This window comes from Sandarakinorhabdus cyanobacteriorum, from assembly GCF_002251755.1.
GTDB classification, from domain to species: Bacteria; Pseudomonadota; Alphaproteobacteria; order Sphingomonadales; family Sphingomonadaceae; genus Sandarakinorhabdus; species Sandarakinorhabdus cyanobacteriorum.
The window spans coordinates 1-16,160 of the sequence record NZ_NOXT01000102.1 but is presented as its reverse complement, the minus strand read 5'-3'; the positions used below and the strand labels follow the sequence as shown (position 1 = coordinate 16,160).

The 16,160-nt window shown below is 69.1% G+C and carries 16 protein-coding genes; 8 read left to right on the top strand and 8 right to left on the bottom strand.

Going from position 1 to position 16,160, the window contains the following annotated elements:
- Positions 1-22: 22 nt before the first annotated feature.
- On the top strand, positions 23-2,200 hold the full coding sequence (locus tag CHU93_RS07030; RefSeq protein ID WP_243375361.1) for a primosomal protein N': 2,178 nt from the start codon (positions 23-25) through the stop codon (positions 2,198-2,200).
- Here the strand turns inward: CHU93_RS07030 and CHU93_RS07025 are convergent.
- Entirely contained in the window at positions 2,185-2,862 is a 678-nt protein-coding gene (locus CHU93_RS07025; protein WP_243375358.1) for a GNAT family N-acetyltransferase, read from the bottom strand. The genes CHU93_RS07030 and CHU93_RS07025 overlap by 16 nt on opposite strands.
- Positions 2,855-3,544: a hypothetical protein gene (locus CHU93_RS17510; protein WP_165768641.1), complete on the bottom strand. Its 690-nt coding sequence runs from the start codon at positions 3,542-3,544 to the stop codon at positions 2,855-2,857. The genes CHU93_RS07025 and CHU93_RS17510 overlap by 8 nt, the downstream gene beginning before the upstream one ends.
- A gap of 79 nt (positions 3,545-3,623) precedes the next feature.
- Here CHU93_RS17510 and CHU93_RS17505 point away from each other — a divergent pair, with 79 nt between their 5' ends.
- On the top strand, positions 3,624-4,121 hold the full coding sequence (locus tag CHU93_RS17505) for a DUF2306 domain-containing protein (protein ID WP_165768640.1): 498 nt from the start codon (positions 3,624-3,626) through the stop codon (positions 4,119-4,121).
- Here the strand turns inward: CHU93_RS17505 and CHU93_RS07010 are convergent.
- Both CHU93_RS07010 and CHU93_RS07005 read right to left on the bottom strand, forming a co-directional pair.
- On the bottom strand, positions 4,109-5,653 hold the full coding sequence (locus tag CHU93_RS07010; protein WP_094473391.1) for a lipopolysaccharide biosynthesis protein: 1,545 nt from the start codon (positions 5,651-5,653) through the stop codon (positions 4,109-4,111). The genes CHU93_RS17505 and CHU93_RS07010 overlap by 13 nt on opposite strands.
- Positions 5,643-6,161: a flavin reductase family protein gene (locus CHU93_RS07005; RefSeq protein WP_094473390.1), complete on the bottom strand. Its 519-nt coding sequence runs from the start codon at positions 6,159-6,161 to the stop codon at positions 5,643-5,645. The genes CHU93_RS07010 and CHU93_RS07005 overlap by 11 nt, the downstream gene beginning before the upstream one ends.
- A gap of 121 nt (positions 6,162-6,282) precedes the next feature.
- Here CHU93_RS07005 and CHU93_RS07000 point away from each other — a divergent pair, with 121 nt between their 5' ends.
- Complete coding sequence (locus tag CHU93_RS07000) at positions 6,283-6,708, top strand: molybdopterin-binding protein (protein WP_133064345.1); 426 nt, start codon at positions 6,283-6,285, stop codon at positions 6,706-6,708.
- Between the two features lie 123 nt (positions 6,709-6,831).
- On the top strand, positions 6,832-7,503 hold the full coding sequence (locus CHU93_RS06995; protein WP_086115565.1) for a winged helix-turn-helix transcriptional regulator: 672 nt from the start codon (positions 6,832-6,834) through the stop codon (positions 7,501-7,503).
- Between the two features lie 3 nt (positions 7,504-7,506).
- Here the strand turns inward: CHU93_RS06995 and CHU93_RS06990 are convergent, their stop codons facing one another.
- The 4 genes from CHU93_RS06990 to CHU93_RS06975 all read right to left on the bottom strand — a co-directional run bounded on the left by CHU93_RS06990 (position 7,507) and on the right by CHU93_RS06975 (position 13,317).
- Entirely contained in the window at positions 7,507-8,385 is an 879-nt protein-coding gene (locus CHU93_RS06990) for a UTP--glucose-1-phosphate uridylyltransferase (RefSeq protein WP_207759246.1), read from the bottom strand.
- Positions 8,386-8,472: 87 nt separating this feature from the next.
- Entirely contained in the window at positions 8,473-10,170 is a 1,698-nt protein-coding gene (locus tag CHU93_RS06985; protein ID WP_094473388.1) for an N-acyl-D-amino-acid deacylase family protein, read from the bottom strand.
- A 32-nt stretch (positions 10,171-10,202) separates the two neighbouring features.
- Positions 10,203-10,865, bottom strand: coding sequence for a ligase-associated DNA damage response endonuclease PdeM (pdeM, locus tag CHU93_RS06980; protein WP_094473387.1), 663 nt, complete (start codon positions 10,863-10,865; stop codon positions 10,203-10,205).
- Between the two features lie 31 nt (positions 10,866-10,896).
- On the bottom strand, positions 10,897-13,317 hold the full coding sequence (locus CHU93_RS06975) for a ligase-associated DNA damage response DEXH box helicase (RefSeq protein WP_094473386.1): 2,421 nt from the start codon (positions 13,315-13,317) through the stop codon (positions 10,897-10,899).
- A gap of 74 nt (positions 13,318-13,391) precedes the next feature.
- Between CHU93_RS06975 and CHU93_RS06970 the strand changes: the two genes are divergently transcribed.
- From CHU93_RS06970 to CHU93_RS06955, 4 genes are read left to right on the top strand one after another with little or no spacing between them, the layout of a single operon-like run.
- Positions 13,392-13,628: a FitA-like ribbon-helix-helix domain-containing protein gene (locus tag CHU93_RS06970; protein WP_094473385.1), complete on the top strand. Its 237-nt coding sequence runs from the start codon at positions 13,392-13,394 to the stop codon at positions 13,626-13,628.
- A 7-nt stretch (positions 13,629-13,635) separates the two neighbouring features.
- Positions 13,636-14,076, top strand: coding sequence for a type II toxin-antitoxin system VapC family toxin (locus tag CHU93_RS06965; protein ID WP_165768639.1), 441 nt, complete (start codon positions 13,636-13,638; stop codon positions 14,074-14,076).
- Complete coding sequence (locus CHU93_RS06960) at positions 14,063-15,064, top strand: ligase-associated DNA damage response exonuclease (RefSeq protein WP_094473383.1); 1,002 nt, start codon at positions 14,063-14,065, stop codon at positions 15,062-15,064. Before CHU93_RS06965 ends, CHU93_RS06960 begins: the two co-directional genes overlap by 14 nt.
- Positions 15,065-15,091: 27 nt before the next feature.
- Positions 15,092-16,126, top strand: a complete 1,035-nt coding sequence (locus CHU93_RS06955) for a quinone-dependent dihydroorotate dehydrogenase (RefSeq protein ID WP_094473382.1) — start codon at positions 15,092-15,094, stop codon at positions 16,124-16,126.
- The last annotated feature ends 34 nt before the right edge of the window (positions 16,127-16,160 follow it).

Below are 16,160 nucleotides of genomic sequence, written 5' to 3'. Positions count from 1 at the left end.
CGACTTGCCTATCTGTGGCGTGGTGACCGGTAACCCCCTTCAACGCGTGCGCATCATCCCCTTCCAGCATGGGCTGGGGGCGCTGGATTATGCCGTGCCGGCCGGCATGGTGCTGGCGGCCGGTGATGCGGTGGAGGTGCCGCTGGGCCCGCGCCGCATCATCGGGGTGGTGTGGGATGCGGAGCGACTGGCCGCCCCCGATGTGCCGGCGGCAAGGCTGCGCCCCGTCATCGCCCGGCTGGATCTGCCGCCGCTGGCCGAGCCCCTGCGCCGGCTGATCGACTGGACGGCGGATTATTATGTCGCGCCGCTGCAATCGGTGGTGCGCATGGCCTGGCCGTCGGTGGCGTTCCTGTCCCCACGCGAATTCACCGAATATCGCCTGGGCGGCCCGCTGCCCAAACGCCTGACGCCGGAACGCGCCCAGGCGCTGGAGAAGCTGGAGGGCCGGCAGGGGACGGCCCGCGATTTGGCCCGCATGGCCGGCGTGTCAGACGCGGTGATTCGCGGGCTGGTCGGCGCCGGCACGCTGATTGCGGAAAAAGTCTCGGGCGATGCCAGCCCGCCGGTGCCCGATCCTGATTTCGCCCCGCCGGCGCTGTCGGCCGAGCAGCGGGATGTGGCCGATGAACTGATCGCCGCCGTCAGCGCCGGCCAGTTTGCGCCGATGCTGCTGGAAGGTGTGACCGGTTCGGGCAAGACCGAAGTCTATTTCGAAGCGGTGGCTGAGGCCATCCGGGTGCAAGGCCAGGCGCTGGTGATGGTGCCGGAAATCGCGCTCACCGCGCCGTGGCTGGCGCGCTTTGCCGCGCGGTTTGGCTGTCAGCCGCTGGCCTGGCACAGCGACCTCAAGACCAGCGAGCGCCGCGCCGCCTGGGCCGCGATTGCCGATGGCCGGGCGCGCGTGGTGGTGGGGGCGCGATCGGCGCTGTTTCTGCCCTATGCCAACCTGAAAACCATCATCGTCGATGAAGCGCACGAGGCCAGCTTCAAGCAAGAGGAGGGCGTGCATTATCACGCGCGCGACGTGGCGGTGATGCGGGGCCGCATGGAAGCGCTGCCGGTGGTGCTGGCCACCGCCACTCCGGCCATTGAAACCCAGGTGCTGGCCAGCCGCGGCACCTATCGCCACCTCCACCTGCCCGGCCGCTTTGGCGGGGCGGAGCTGCCCGATGTGCAACTGGTGGACATGACGCGGCATCCCCCGGCGCGTGGCCAGTTCCTCAGCCCGCTGGTGGTGGCGGCGCTGGACCAGACGCTGGCGAAAGGCGAACAGTCGCTGCTGTTTCTCAACCGGCGCGGCTACGCCCCGCTCACCCTGTGCCGCACCTGCGGCCACCGCATCCAGTGCCCCAATTGCACCGCCTGGATGGTGGAACATCGCCTGTCGCGCCGGCTGGCCTGCCACCATTGCGGCCATCAGATGCCGGTGCCCGATGCCTGCCCCGAATGCGGCGCGGCCGACAGCCTGGCCGCCTGCGGGCCGGGCGTGGAGCGCATCGGCGAGGAGGTGCGCCGGCTGTTTCCGGCGGCGCGCACCGCCATCGTGACCAGCGACACCATCACCAGCCCGGCCCGCGCCGCCGCCCTGGTGCAGGCGGTGGCGGCGGGCGCGGTGGACATCATCATCGGCACCCAGATGGTGACCAAGGGCTATCATTTCCCCGATCTGACGTTGGTGGGCATTGTCGACGCCGATCTGGGCCTGTCGGGCGGCGATCTGCGCGCCGGGGAGCGTTGCTGGCAGCAGATCGTGCAGGCATCGGGCCGGGCCGGGCGCGGCGAAAAGCCGGGGCGCGTGCTGATCCAGACGCACCAGCCGGGCGCCGCGCTGATGCAGGCGCTGGCCAAGGGCGACGCCGACGGGTTTTTCGCTGCCGAAATCGCCGCCCGCCGCGATCTGGGCCTGCCGCCGTTCGGCCGGCTGGCGGCGCTGGTGATCAGTTCCGAGGATGCCGCCGCCGCCAAGGCCGCCGCCGACACGCTGGGCGACGCCGCGCCGCGTGCCGATGGCCTCATGGTGCTCGGCCCGGCGCCCGCCCCACTCGCCATGCTGCGCGGCCGCCACCGCCACCGCCTGCTGGTGCAGGCGAGGCGTGATCTGCCGCTGCCCGCCATCCTGCGCGGCTGGCTGGCCGGCGTGGCGCTGCCCTCATCGGTGCGCGTGGTGGTGGATGTCGATCCCTACAGCTTTGTGTAGAGGCTGAGCCAGGGCCGCCCGCTCTCGGCAAAGCCCAACCGCTGATAGAGCGCGACGGCGTGGGCATTGTCGGGCCAGACATGCAGGAACGGCCGCTGCCCGCGCGCGACGATGCGCGCGGCGATCTGCCAGCTCAGCGCCGCCGCCAGCCCGCGCCCTTGCGCATCGGGGTGGGTGCACACGCCGCTCACCTCGGCATGGCCGGGCGGCTGCATGCGCTCACCCGCCATCGCCAGCAGCCGGCCGCCGTCCTCAACGCCCAGGAAATCACTCAGCCGGTGGGTGTGGGCGTGGAACGGGCCGGGCCGGGTCACGGCCGCCAGCGCCTGCATGGCCAGCGCATCGGCATCGCCCAGCACCCGGGCAGTCACGCTGCGGGCGCTGCCGGCCAGGCCGTCACAGGCCATCTGCAACAACTGCCCTTGCCGGGTGAGGGCAAAGCCCGGCGGCGGCGGCAATGGCTCCGGCTCCACCAGCCACAATTCTTCGCCGGCATTGGCCAGCGCCGCCAGATCGGCCGGGTCACCGCCGGGATCGACGGCGGCAAAGGGCCCGAAATCCCGGTGCAGCCGCACGGCGCTGCCATGGCGCACCGCCCGCCCCGCCCAGCCGGCGTGCAGCGATTGCCACACCGGCCGCGCCAGCACGCCGCCTTCACCCACGCCGCAGCCAGCCGGCGGCGCGCACCACCGGCAGATGGGTCTCGCTCACCGCCTGTTCGCTGCCATCGGCCAGCTGCAGATAATGATCCTCGGCCACCACGTGCCGCACATCGGCCAGATCCGGCAGGCCGGCGCGTTGAGCCAGAAGTGAGGGGGCCAGCAGCGATGTCGTGGGTGGCGGTGCAGGCGGGGCGACCGGCTGCGCATCCGGGGCTGGTGCGGCCAGGGGCCGCCCCCCGCGCAGGATGGCGATGAAGGCGGAAATCGATCCGGCGATGACCAGCGCCGACAGATACAGGCCCAGCCAGCGCAGCGCCACCGGCTGACCGATGGCGCGGAACATCAGGTCAATCTCCAGCGGCAGCGTCGCGTTGAGCAGCAGCGTGCCGGCCAGCGCCAGCAGCAGCGCGCCGCGCCGGCCCACCGCGCGCGGACCCACCCAGGCATACCACATCCACCATTTGGCGCTGTTCCAGCCGATCAGCACCAGCCAGAACACCAGCCGGCTGGGCAGCGGCAGCCGCCCGGTGTCGAAGGGCGCGGCCAGCACGCACACGGCAATGGCAAACAGCGTGCCGGCCAGCAGCGGGCGCAGCGGCGGCGCCGTATCGGCCGAAAGGCGAAGCGTTGATTCCACGAAGCGTGAATCCGGCGGCTGCAGGGTTGACGAAGCGGCCGGCATGATAGGCGAAAGCGGCGTTGCGGCAAGCGGTGGCGGCTTGCCACAGCGGGGCCGCCACCCACAACGGAGCCATTTTCCCATGCTCGACAATCTCTCGCCGCTGCTGCTCGCCCATCTTGCTGCCGCCTGCCTGGCCATGCCCCTGGGCCTGTATCAGCTGCTCGCCCGCCAGGGCACGCCGGGCCATGCGCTGGCTGGCCGGCTCTATGTGCCGGCGATGCTGGTGTGCAACATCGGCGCGCTGGCCAGCTTTCGGCCGGGCACGCCCTTCCTGCCCTTTCACATCCTGGCCTTTGTCAGTCTCTGGTCGCTGGGCAGCGGCATGTGGGCCCTGCGCAAATGGCTGCGCAGCCGCGATGCCGGTGCGCTGAAAACCCACAAGATCCAGATGGCCTATAGCTGGCTGGGCCTGATGATGGCCGGCATCAGCCAGGTGCTGACCAACCACCGCTTCGGCATTGTCGACGGGTTTGATCCGGTCAGCTTCTGGACGATGGTGGTGGCGGTCAACGCGGTGCTTTATGCCGTGGGCAGCTGGTGGCTGTTCAAGGTGCTGCTGCGCCGTCAGCTCGCCTGATCGGGCAGGGTGGGGGCCAGCGGAATAGCGGCGGCCTCGGCCTCGATCTTCTTGAGGCCGCGGCTGAACAACAGGCGATCGGCGCCCTTGAAGCCGAAGCGCCAGATGATGAAGCCGAAGGTGCCCAGGATGGCGATCAGCCCGATGGACAGCTGGATCGGTTCGGGCGTGCGCAGCACCAGGAGGCCGGTGCCCAGCGCCGGCACCCCGGCCAGCACCAGGCTGAACCGCCAGCCGGCCACATCATGGCCCAGCCGCGCCGCCAGCAGCCGCGATTTGGCCACCGATTGCAGCAGCGCGGCCAGCGCCAGCGCCAGAGCCGCGCCAACGCCGCCGCCAAATGGCCCATCCAGCGGCACCAGCCACAGGCTCAAGCCCAGCTGGACGGCAAGGCCGATGAGCGACCACACGAGATTGGGCCCGCGCGCCACATAGATCAGCGCGCCTTCGGCCACCGCCGCCTGCGCGGCAAACAGCTCCACGGTGAGCAGCACGGCCAGCACCACGACGCCGGCGGCAAAGGCCGGGCCAAACAGGCCCATCAACGCCGCCCCCGGAATGCCCAGCGCCAGCACCACGGCCAGCTGCACCGATGCCACCCAGAAACTGATCTGCCGCACATGGGCGGCGGCCTTGGCCAGCAGCCCGGCGGCCAGGTTGCGCGCCAGCACCGGGCCCAGGATCGGATCGAAACTGGATTTCAGCCGCTGCGGCAGGGATGCGATCTGCTGGGCCACATAATAAATGCCAACCACCTCGGCCGGGGCAAAGCGGCCCAGGATGAAGATATCGAGCCGGCGCGCGCCCCATTCCGCCACATCGGCGCCGGCCAGCGGCACATTGGCCCGGGCGATGGCCCACAGCCGCGCCGGTTGCGGCCGCCAGCCCTGCGGCCAGCCAAAGCGCCGGAACGCCGGCATCAGCGCCGCCACGCAGGCCGCCACCATCGACAGGAGATAGGCGATCAGCATGCCGTTGCCCTTCAGGGCGGTGAAGGCCAGCGCCAGTGCCGCGATCGACAGCATCCAGGGTTCGATGATCGCCCGCGCCCGCACCTGCGCGCCGACATCATGGTGATAGGCCAGGCCCGCCAGCGCCACATCAGCCAGCGCGATGAACGGGATGATCAAGGCAAACCAGCGGTCCACCGGTTGCAGCGGGGCGGCCGGGAACATCAGTTCGGGCATGGCCAGCAGCAGCGCCGATCCGGCCAGCGAGGCCAGCAGCGCCAGCAGCAGGGCATCGAACAGGGCGCCGGCCTCGTCATCCGGGCGGCGGGCCATGTCTTCGGCCAGGCCGCGCTTCAGACCCAGCGTGGCCAGCATCGCCGCCAGTTCCACCACCATGGTGGCATAGGCGAAATGACCCAGCGCCTCGGCGCCATAGAGCCGGCCGGCGATGAACAGGAAGGGCAGGCGCGCGGCCAGCCGCAGCACATAGCCAAAGAAACTCGTGCGCCCGCCCTTGGCCAGGGCCGCGGTTTCCGCCGCGTCACCGGATGGCCGGGCCGAGGCCGCCGGATCAGCCAACATGCACCCGGCGATAGCGGCCGTGCAGATAGAGCAGCGGCTCACGCGACTGGTCCAGCGCCAGGCGCGTCACCCGGCCCACGATGATGCGATGATCACCACCATCATGATCGGCGTGCAACTCGCAGGCAAAGGCCGCCTTGGCCGCCGCCAGCACCGGCACGCCATCCCAATCCTGCCAGTCATGATCGGCAAAGCGGTCGATATCCTTGCGGGTAAAGCGATCGGCGACGGCCTGGCCATCCAGATCAAGGATGTTGATGGCAAAGCGCGCGGTTTCCCTGAGCGCCGGCAGGGCGGAGGCACCATTGGCCGGGCAGAACAGCAGCAACGGCGGATCAAGGCTGACCGAGGTGAAGCTGTTGGCGGTCAGGCCCACGCGCTGACCGCCGGCGGTCTGCCCCGTCACCACCGTCACGCCCGTTGCAAAACAGCCGAAGGCATCGCGCAGCAGGCGCGGTTCGAACGGCGCCGTGGCAAGACGGGGAGCACAAGTTGTGGCAGCAGTCATTCCGCGTCCCCTAGTGTGATTCCCGGTGCCGTCAATGTTGCGCATTCCCCATGCGCTGTTATCGCCCGCCGGCTGCGGCCTGCCGGCCACAGGCGGTTCGCCCATGCGAAGGATATTGCTGATGCTCGCTGCCCTTGCCCTGATGTTTGCAACCCTGCCCGCCGCTCTGCCGCTGGACGCCGCCAGCCTAGCGCCGTTGCCGCGCGCCACCGCCACGCTGACCGCTCATGGCGAAACCAGGGCCTGCGAGGGCGTGTGGCTGACGGATCTGGCGGCGGCCAGCGGCCTGCCGGCCGGCCAGGCGGTGAGCGGGTCGGCGCTGTCGATCCTGATCCGGGCAGAGGCTGCCGATGGCTACCGCGTCGTCTTCACCCTCGCCGAGCTTGACCGCAAGCTGGGCAACCGGCCGGTGCTGATCGCTGATCGCTGTGATGGCAAACCGATGGCCGCCGGTGACGGCCCACTGCGCCTCGTGGTGCCCGGCGAAGCCCGCGCGGCGCGCTCGGTCCGCCAGTTGGTGGCCTTGCGGGTGGAACAATTGCGCTGATTTTGCCGGCCCGGCGGGCGCAGGCGCGATATCGGCAGGACGAATGTCGTCTGTTGTGCTTGCAGAAGCATTTCTCTTCCGTAAATTGTGGCCAACATTGTAGAGGTCATTGCGCCAATTGTCATGAAGATCGGGATTTTCCATCACCAAGCCCAGGAAGCCGGACGACTTTCGGTGGCGTTCGCGCGCCTGGGCCACAAGCCGATGGCGATGGTAACGGGCGATGCCGTGGTGGAAGCCGTGCAGCATGAACGGTTTGACGCGCTGGTGATGCGCTGGGATGGCCCCGATCTGTGCGGCGTGGCGGTGATGCACCGGCTGCGCGCCGCCCATGATCGCCTGCCGGTGATCATCATGCTGATGTCGGCCGATGCGCCCGGCGGCATTGCCGAACAGGCCGATCTGCTGCTGCCGGATCCGCTGGATGATGATGGTGTGGTGGCCGCGGTGGCAGCCATCACCAGCGCCCGGCCCCGCCGGATTGATCACAACGAACGGGTTGATGGCCTGCAGTTCAACCGGGTCAATCACGAGGTGGTGGTGCGCGGCCATGCCGTGCAGTTGACCGCCAAGGAATTCGCCCTGGCCCGCCTGCTGGTGGACAATATCGGCGTGGCGCTGTCGCGCGATGCCATCATGGGCGCGGTGTGGGGCCGCGCCGATCTGCCGGGCAGCCGCACGTTGGATGCGCACATCGCCCAGGTGCGCAAGCGCCTGTCATTGCGGCCGGAGGATGGCTGGCGGCTGAGCTCGGTCTATGGCTTTGGCTACCGGCTCGACCGGATCGAGAGTTGACCCTCAGAACGTCTGCGCCCGCAGCCAGTCGCGCACCGCCGGGCCGATATCATCCCGTTCCAGCGCCAGCGCGACATTGGCCATGATATGGCCGGCCTTGTCGCCGCAATCAAAGCGGGTGCCGGTGAAGGTGACGGCGTGGAACGGCTGCACGCCGATCATCTCGGCCATGGCATCGGTCAGCTGAATTTCGCCGCCGGCGCCGCGCTTGCCGGCGGCCAGCACGTCCATCACCTCGGGCTGCAGGATATACCGGCCGATGGCAGCAAGGCGCGACGGGGCGCTGCCCTGCGGCGGCTTTTCCACCAGGCCCTTCACCTCGGTCACCAGGCCGTCGGCCGAACCGGGCGAGACGATGCCATAGCGGTGGGTGTGCTCGGCCGGCACCTCCAGCACCGAAATCACGTTGCCGCCCAGCGTCTGATAGGCGTCGTGCATTTCCTTCAGCGCCGGATAGGCCGGGTTCCACAACAGCTCGTCGGGCAGCAGCACGGCAAAGGCATCCTGGCCAACCATATGCCGGGCGCACCACACGGCATGGCCAAGGCCGGCCGGTTCCTGCTGGCGCACATAGGTGATGCGGCCGGGCTCCAGCTGGGTGTTCTCCAGCGTCGCCAGCTCGGCCTGCTTGCCCTTGGCCTTCAGGCTTTCCGTCAATTCCCAGGCGATGTCGAAATAATCCTCCAGCGCGCCCTTGCCGCGCGCCGTCACGAACACCAGCCGCTCGATCCCGGCCGAAAGGGCCTCATCGACGGCATATTGCAGCAGCGGCTTGTCCACCACCGGCAGCATTTCCTTGGGCACCGCCTTGGTGGCCGGCAGAAAGCGCGTGCCCTGGCCGCCCACGGGAAACACCGCGGTTTTCACTGGCTTGATCGTCATTCAGACCCCCGTCCTATTGGGGTGCATCCATTGCCATTGCATACGGCCGGTCAAGTCAAACTTTGATGGATCGCCCCCCACATGCGTTCAACTGCGCAGCAGGCGGCCCGGCAGCGCCCCGGTGGCGACCCCATCGCGATAGCTGACCTGCCCGGCCACCAGGGTGGCGACATAGCCGCTGGCGCGCTGCATCTGGCGGCGTCCGCCAGCCGGCAGATCATGCACCACCTGCGGGGCGTGCAGGCGCAGGGCGGCCGTGTCGATCAGGTTGATGTCGGCGCGCAGGCCCGGCGCCAGCAGACCGCGATCATGGAGGCCCACCGCCCGCGCCGTGTCATGCGCCTGCGCCTTCACCAGCCGTTCCAGCGGCAGCTTCGCGCCCATCCGGTCCCGCGCCCAGTGCGTCATCAGCGTGGTCGGGAAGCTGCCGTCGCAAATCATGCCGACATGCGCGCCGCCATCCGACAGGCCGGGAATGGCATCGGGGTGGGACAGCATGGCGTGCACCGCATCCAGGTCACCATCGGCAAAGTTGAGGAAGGGCACATAGATCATCCCGTTCCCACCATCGCCGCACAGCCATTCGGCCGCCACCTGTTCATATGCCACGCCGCGCCGCATCGGCTCGGCCGCCAGGCTGGTTTCGGGCAGCGGTTCGTAACAGGGCGGATCGCCCAGCCGGTACATGTCGCCCCAGCGGTGCAACAGGGCGGTGCCCAGCGCATTGCCGGGTTCCGGCGGATTGGCGACCAGCCGGGCGACAAAGGCCGGATCGGCGAGCGCCCGGGCCTGATCGGCCGGGCTTGCGCCTTTGAGCGGTTGCCAGTCGGGGTGCAGGCTGAACGGGTTCAGTGTCAGATCCAGCCCCAGCAGCACGACGACCGGCCGGGCGCCCACCTGCGCCTTCATCGGCAGGCCGGCGGCGGTGGCTTCGCTGAGCAGATCGAGCAGCACCCGCCAGCCGTCGGGCGCGCGCGGCGATTGCGCCAGGCTGAAGCTCAACGGCCGGCCGGAGGTTTCGCACAGCCGGCGCAGCATGGCGAATTCGGCCACCGGGTCGCCAAAATCGGACACGAACTGCAACACCCCGGCCCCGGCGCGGCCCAATGCTGCCGCAATGCCGGCCAGTTCATCCTCGGCCGCGGTCAGGGTTGGCGTCGGCTGGCCATCGCTGGTGCGGTGGTTGAGCGTGCGCGACGTGGAAAAGCCCATTGCCCCGGCGCGGACGGCGGCTTCGGCAATCGCCGCCATGGCAGCAATATCCTCGGCCGTCGCCGGCTCGCTATTGGCCCCGCGCTCGCCCATCACGAACACCCGCAAGGCGGCGTGCGGCAGCATCAGGCCGATATCGGCATCAAAGGCCCGGCCAGAAAGACTGTCGAGATAATCGGGGAAACTCTGCCAGTTCCACGGCAGCCCGGCCTTCAAGACCGGGAAGGGCAGATCCTCCACCCCCTCCATCAGGCGGATCAGCCGGTCCTGATCCTGGGGCCGGCACGGCGCAAAGCCGACGCCGCAATTGCCGGAAATCACCGTGGTGACGCCGTGCAGGGTCGATGGCTGCAGCCGATGTTCCCATGTCGCCTGGCCATCATAATGGGTGTGGATGTCCACAAAGCCCGGCGTCACCGCCAGGCCGCCGGCGTCCAGTTCCTCTGCGCCGCGCCCCGCCACCTGGCCCACGGCGGTGATGCGGCCCGCCTTTACAGCCACATCGCCCTGAAACGGCGCGCCGCCGCTGCCATCGATGATGGTGCCGCCGCGGATGACAAGATCATGGTCCATGGCGCGAAGCGTCTCGCGCTCCGCCCGCGCCGTCAAACTACCGGAAAGCGCAGCAGGCGCCCGCCATCGAGCACCAGCGCCTCGGCCGGGCCTGCCAGCGCAGACTTGAGCGCCGGATCGGCGACATCCAGCCCGCCGGTGAAGGCACCAAAGGCCGGCAGGATCAGCTTGGTCGCGCTCAACGCAAAGCAGCGGCGGGCGATGTGGCGGGATCGCACACGGATCACCAGCTTGGGGTGGAAATGGCCCGACAATTCCGGCGCACGGTCGGCGGCATCGGCCTCATGCCGCAGCACGAACGGGCCCAGCCGCGTTTCCGTCATCACCCGCCCGCCCAATGCCGCCGCCGCGTCCTCGTCATGGTTGCCGGTGATCCACCACCAGTCGAGATTGCGGGTCATCAACTGCAGGGCGCTGCGGGCTTCGGGCAGCAGCCGGTCGGGCCCGCCCTGGTCATGAAAACTGTCGCCCAGACAGATCAGGCGCGTGGCGCCGCTGGCCTCCACCGCGTCGATCAGGGCGGCCAGCGTGTCGGCCGTGGCGTGGGGCGGCAGCAGCCAGCCCTTCTTCGCGAAATGGCTGGCCTTTTCCAGATGCAGATCGGCGACCAGCAAGGTCGCCTCGGCCGGCCAGAACAGCGCGCCGCTGGCCAGCGGCACCAGCGTTTCGCCGGCGAACGAAAAGGCAACATCCATGGCCGGCTGATGCCCGCTCGGCCGCCTGCGGTCAATCCAGCCGCAGCGCTTCGGCAATCAGCGCTTCCGCCTCGGCCAGCAGCGCCGAATCCGCCTCCGCCCCCACCCGTTCGCGGCCGATGGTCAGCATCGATGGCACCGCCAAGGGCGTCACATGCGCGGCGCGAACATGGGTCAGGCGGCCGTGCGCCTGTTCCAGCAGATCGGCGAGGCGCGCCACATCCGTCAGCTTGCCGCGCGCATCCGTCCAGGCGGCGGTCAAGAGCAGATGGTCGGGCTGATGCTTCCTGAGCACGTCATAGATGAGATCGGCCGAGACGCTCATCGCCTTGCCTGATTTCTGCACGCCGGGCTGCACCCGCTCGATCAGCCCGCCGATGATGGCGACTTCGCGGAACGCCCGGCGCAGGAAGGGCGAGGCGGCGAGCCAGTCGGCCAGCTCATCCTCCAGCACGGTGGGATCGAACAGCGGCCGTGGATCATCCACCGGCTCCAGGCTCCAGCACACCATGGCATAATCCGACGCGACAAAGCCCAGCGGCATCAGCCCGGCGCGCTCCATCCGCTGGGTCACCAGCATGCCCAGCGTCTGGTGCGCCGGGTGGCCGGCAAAGCCATAGACCGCCATGTACCAGCGGCCATCGCGCGCGAAGGTTTCGACCAGCACATCATCATGGCCGGGCAGGCGGGAGACGCGCGCCTGCAGCTCCAGCCATTCGCGCACATCATCGGGCATTGCGGCCCAGCGATCGCGGGCGTTCATCAGGCCGCGCACCCGGGCGGCCAGCCGCGTCGTCATCGGCATGCGCCCGCCAGCATAGACCGGCACCTTGGGGCTGCCGCGCCCCAGCCGCACATGGATATCGGCGCCGTCAAAGCCGGTCACCTCCAGCGTCTGGCCGGCGAACATGAAACTGTCCCCCACCCGAAGCTGCCCGGCGAAATATTCCTCGACCTGGCCCAGTTTGCGCCCGTGCCGCCCCGGCTTGCCGGTCCCGAACACCACGTTCATGGCCACGGCCTCCACGATGGTGCCGCTGTTCATCCGCCATTGCCGGGCCAGCGCGGCGCTGCGCAGCCGCAGCAGGCCATCGCGCCCGGCCACGATGCGCTGATACCGCTCATAGGCTTTCAGGGCGTATCCGCCTGTGGCGGCATAATCGAGCACCCGGTCAAAGGCGTCGCGGGTCAGCCCGGCAAAGGGCGCAGCGCTGCGCACTTCGGCATAAAGTTCATCGGGATGAATGGGTGCAGCTGCCACCAGCCCGACGACATGCTGCGCCAGCACATCCAGCCCGCCGGGGCGAAAGCCGTCGGGATCAAGCTCGCCTGCCGCCACCGCATCGCGGGCGGCCAGCGCCTCCAGAAATTCAAAGCGGTTGCCCGGCACGATCAGGCAGCGGCTCGCCTCGTCCATGCGGTGGTTGGCGCGGCCGGTGCGCTGCAACAGGCGCGATGCCCCCTTGGGCGCGCCCATCTGGATGACCAGATCGACATCGCCCCAATCCAGACCGAGATCGAGGCTGGCCGTGGCCACGATCGCCCGCAGCCGCCCGGCAGCCATGGCGGCCTCCACCTTGCGCCGGGCTTCGGGCGCCAGGCTGCCGTGGTGAATGCCGATGGGCAGGGCCTCATCATTTTCGGCCCACAGATCGCGGAACACCAGTTCGGCCACCGCGCGGGTGTTGACGAACACGATCGCCAGCCGGCTGCGCGCAATCTGCTGCATCACGGCGCGCGCGGCATAGCGGCCGTTGTGGCCGCCCCAGGGGATGCGGTCATCAATGGCGAGAATATCGATCTCCGGGTCCACCCCGGCTTCGGCGCGGACGATCTCCACCGCCGCCGCATCGGCATCGGGCGCCAGCCAGCCGGCCCAGCTTTCCGGATCGGCAATGGTGGCCGACAGGCCAACCCGCTGCAGGGCCGGTGCCAGTTTCTGCAGCCGGGCCAGACACAGGCTCAGCTGGTCGCCACGCTTGGTGGTGCCAAAGGCGTGGATTTCATCGATGATCACCCGCCGCACGCCCGCCATCATGGAGAGGGACTCGGGCGCGGAGAGCAGGATGGCCAGGCTTTCCGGCGTGGTCAGCAGGATCTGCGGCGGCCGCGCCTTCTGCCGGGCCTTGCGATCCGACGGCGTGTCCCCGGTGCGGGTTTCAACCGTGATGTCCAGCCCCATTTCGGCAATAGGGGTGAGAAGATTGCGCTGCACATCCACCGCCAGCGCCTTCAGCGGCGAGATATAGAGCGTGTGCAGCCCGTCGTGCGGCGTGGTCGCCAGATCGGCGAGGCTGGGCAGGAATCCGGCCAGCGTCTTGCCGGCGCCGGTGGGCGCTGTCAGCAATGCATGGCGGCCCTTCGTGGCCACATCCAGCATGGCCATCTGGTGCGCGCGGGGCCGCCAGCCGCGCAGCGCGAACCAGTTGGCGGTGATGGGCGGCAGGCTCACCGGCCCAGCCTATAGCCCAGCGGCGCGCGGCGGCCAGCCTTGCTGCAGCAATGCTGTCATGATATCACAGCCACATGGCACAAATATTGGTCCGCAACCTGGATGAGCATGTGAAGGCCGGCCTCGCCCGCCGCGCCGCCCGCCATGGCCGCAGCCTGGAAGCGGAAGCCCGCGCCATCTTGGCGGAAGCGGTGGCGCCGCCCGAGCAGGGGTTGGGCAGTTACATGCAGAGCCTGTTTGCCGATTGCAGCCTTGATGAGCCGATTGCCGAACTCAAGGGACAGGCGGCGCGGCCGGTCAGCTTTGACTGACTTTCGTTTGCGCGCGGCTGCCGGCTGGCTGCTCGATACCAACATCCTGTCCGAACTGATGCGGGTCCCCTGCGACGCCAATGTGCTGCATTGGATCGATGCGCAGCCGAGGCAGAGCCTGTTCACCACTGCGATCACCGTCATGGAAATCCGCCATGGGCTGGCCCGCCTGCCCGATAGCCAGCGCCGGGCTGGTTTGGAATGGGGCTTTGGCCGGCTGCTGGCCGAACGGTTCACGGCGCGGGTGCTGGCGTTTGACCAGGCAGCGGGCGAGCAGGCGGGATTGCTGCTGGCCGCGCGTGCGGCCATCGGCAAGCCTGCCGGCATTCACGACACCATGATCGCCGGTATCGCCCTGGCCAACGGCATGGGCATCGTCACCCGCAACATCGGCGATTTCCACGGGCTGGATGTGCCGCTGGTGAACCCGTTCGATGCCCAATCCTGACTGGATCATCCCGCACGGCCATGGCCTGTATCTGCCAGGCATCGACACCTGGATCGATCCCGGCCGCGCCGTCGATCGGGCCATCATCACCCATGGCCATGCCGATCACGCCCGCGCCGGTCACACCCATGTGCTGGCCACGGCCGAGACCCTGGCCATCATGGCGCAGCGCTTTGGCCCGCAGGCTGGCGGGCAGGCGCTGGCCTATGGGCAGCGCCTGGCGCTGGGCGATGGCATCACCGTGCATCTGCTGCCGGCCGGCCATGTGCTGGGATCGGCACAGATCGTGCTGGAAAAGGCCGGCACCCGCCTGATTGTCTCGGGTGATTACAAGCGCCGGGCCGATCCCACCTGCCCCCCGTTCGAGCCCTTGCCATGCGATATCTTCATCACCGAAGCCACCTTCGGCCTGCCGGTGCTCCGCCATCCCGACACGGCCAGCGAAATCGCCAAGCTGCTCGGCGTGCTCGCCGCCAATCCTGATCGCTGTGTTGCGGTGGGTGCCTATGCCCTCGGAAAGGCGCAGCGGGTGATCGCCGAGCTGCGCCGCGCCGGCCATGATGCGCCCATCTATCTGCACGGCGCGATGACGGCGTTGTGCGCGCTCTACCAGGCCCATGGCGTGGCGCTGGGCGATCTCAGGCCCGTGGGCACATTGAAGGGCGATGCGCTGAAGGGCAGCATCATCATCGCACCGCCGTCGGCCCTGCGCGATGTGTGGAGCCGCCGCCTGCCCGATCCCGTCACCGCCATGGCCTCCGGCTGGATGCGGGTGCGCCAGCGCGCCGTGCAGAGCGGCATCGAGCTGCCATTGATCATTTCCGACCATGCCGACTGGGACGAGTTGACCACCACCATCGCCGATCTCAACCCCGGCGAAGTCTGGGTCACCCACGGCCGCGAGGAGGCGCTGATGCACTGGTGCGCGCTGAACCAGCGCCGCGCCCGCGCGCTCGCCCTCGTCGGCCGCGATGACGAGGGGGATTGAACCGGCCGCCCGTGCCTGCCATGGCCGATGGCCATGTTTGCCCTCATCAAGCCCTGGCTGTTCGCGCTCGATCCCGAGGTGGCGCACAATCTCACTTTGGCGGCGCTGAAGACCGGGCTCGTCCCCCGTGCGCCGGCCGATGATCCCATCCTTGCGACCAGCCTCGCCGGCCTTGCCCTGCCCAACCCGATTGGCCTTGCCGCCGGGTTCGACAAGGATGCCGAGGTGCCCGATGCCATGCTGCGTCTGGGCTTCGGCTTTGTCGAATGCGGCAGCGTCTGCCCGCGCCCGCAACCGGGCAATCCGCAGCCGCGGCTGTTCCGCCTGGTGGAGGACAAGGCGGTCATCAACCGCTTCGGCTTCAATTCGAAGGGGGTGGAATTTGCCTACGCCCGCCTGACCGCCCGTGCCGGCCGGCCGGGTGTGGTTGGCATCAACCTGGGCGCCAACAAGGACAGTGAAGACCGCACCGCCGATTATGTCAGCGGCCTGCGGGCGCTTGGCCCCCATGCGTCCTATGTGACGGTCAACATCTCCTCCCCCAACACGCCGGGCCTGCGCGCCCTGCAGGATGGTGCGGCGTTGGCTGATCTGATCGCCAGGGTGATGGAGGCGCGCGGCCGGCTTGGGGTGCCGCTGTTCGTCAAGGTCGCCCCCGATCAGGGGGCGGATGATTGGGCCACCATCGCGCGGGCCTGCATCGACGGCGGGGTGGATGGCCTGATCGTGTCCAACACCACGGTTTCGCGGCCAGCGCTGGCCAGCCGCCATGCCGGCGAAACCGGCGGCCTGTCGGGCGCACCGCTGAAGCCGCTGGCGCTGGCCGCGCTCAAGCGCTTCCGCGCCGAAACCGGCGGCCAGTTGCCACTGATCGCCGTGGGCGGCATCGCAAGTGGCGAGGATGCCTATGATCGCATCCGCGCCGGGGCATCGGCCGTGCAGCTTTATTCGGCGCTGGTCTATGAAGGGCCCGGCCTTGTCACCCGCATCAAAGCCGATCTGGCTGCATGTCTGCGCCGCGACGGCTTTGCCAGCGTGGCCGCGGCCGCCCGCGCCGTTTAGCCCGGATTATTCACCGGCCGGGTGATTTCGGGTT

Coding starts and splice junctions, on each gene's coding strand:
- CHU93_RS06960 (WP_094473383.1), top strand. CDS start 14,063: ATGCCCAATCCTGACTGGATCATCCCGCACGGCCATGGCCTGTATCTG.
- CHU93_RS06985 (WP_094473388.1), bottom strand. CDS start 10,170: ATGGACCATGATCTTGTCATCCGCGGCGGCACCATCATCGATGGCAGC.
- CHU93_RS07000 (WP_133064345.1), top strand. CDS start 6,283: ATGCTCGCTGCCCTTGCCCTGATGTTTGCAACCCTGCCCGCCGCTCTG.
- pdeM (WP_094473387.1), bottom strand. CDS start 10,865: ATGGATGTTGCCTTTTCGTTCGCCGGCGAAACGCTGGTGCCGCTGGCC.
- CHU93_RS06995 (WP_086115565.1), top strand. CDS start 6,832: ATGAAGATCGGGATTTTCCATCACCAAGCCCAGGAAGCCGGACGACTT.
- CHU93_RS06955 (WP_094473382.1), top strand. CDS start 15,092: ATGGCCATGTTTGCCCTCATCAAGCCCTGGCTGTTCGCGCTCGATCCC.
- CHU93_RS17510 (WP_165768641.1), bottom strand. CDS start 3,544: ATGCCGGCCGCTTCGTCAACCCTGCAGCCGCCGGATTCACGCTTCGTG.
- CHU93_RS07010 (WP_094473391.1), bottom strand. CDS start 5,653: ATGTTGGCTGATCCGGCGGCCTCGGCCCGGCCATCCGGTGACGCGGCG.
- CHU93_RS06970 (WP_094473385.1), top strand. CDS start 13,392: ATGGCACAAATATTGGTCCGCAACCTGGATGAGCATGTGAAGGCCGGC.
- CHU93_RS07005 (WP_094473390.1), bottom strand. CDS start 6,161: ATGACTGCTGCCACAACTTGTGCTCCCCGTCTTGCCACGGCGCCGTTC.
- CHU93_RS06990 (WP_207759246.1), bottom strand. CDS start 8,385: ATGACGATCAAGCCAGTGAAAACCGCGGTGTTTCCCGTGGGCGGCCAG.
- CHU93_RS17505 (WP_165768640.1), top strand. CDS start 3,624: ATGCTCGACAATCTCTCGCCGCTGCTGCTCGCCCATCTTGCTGCCGCC.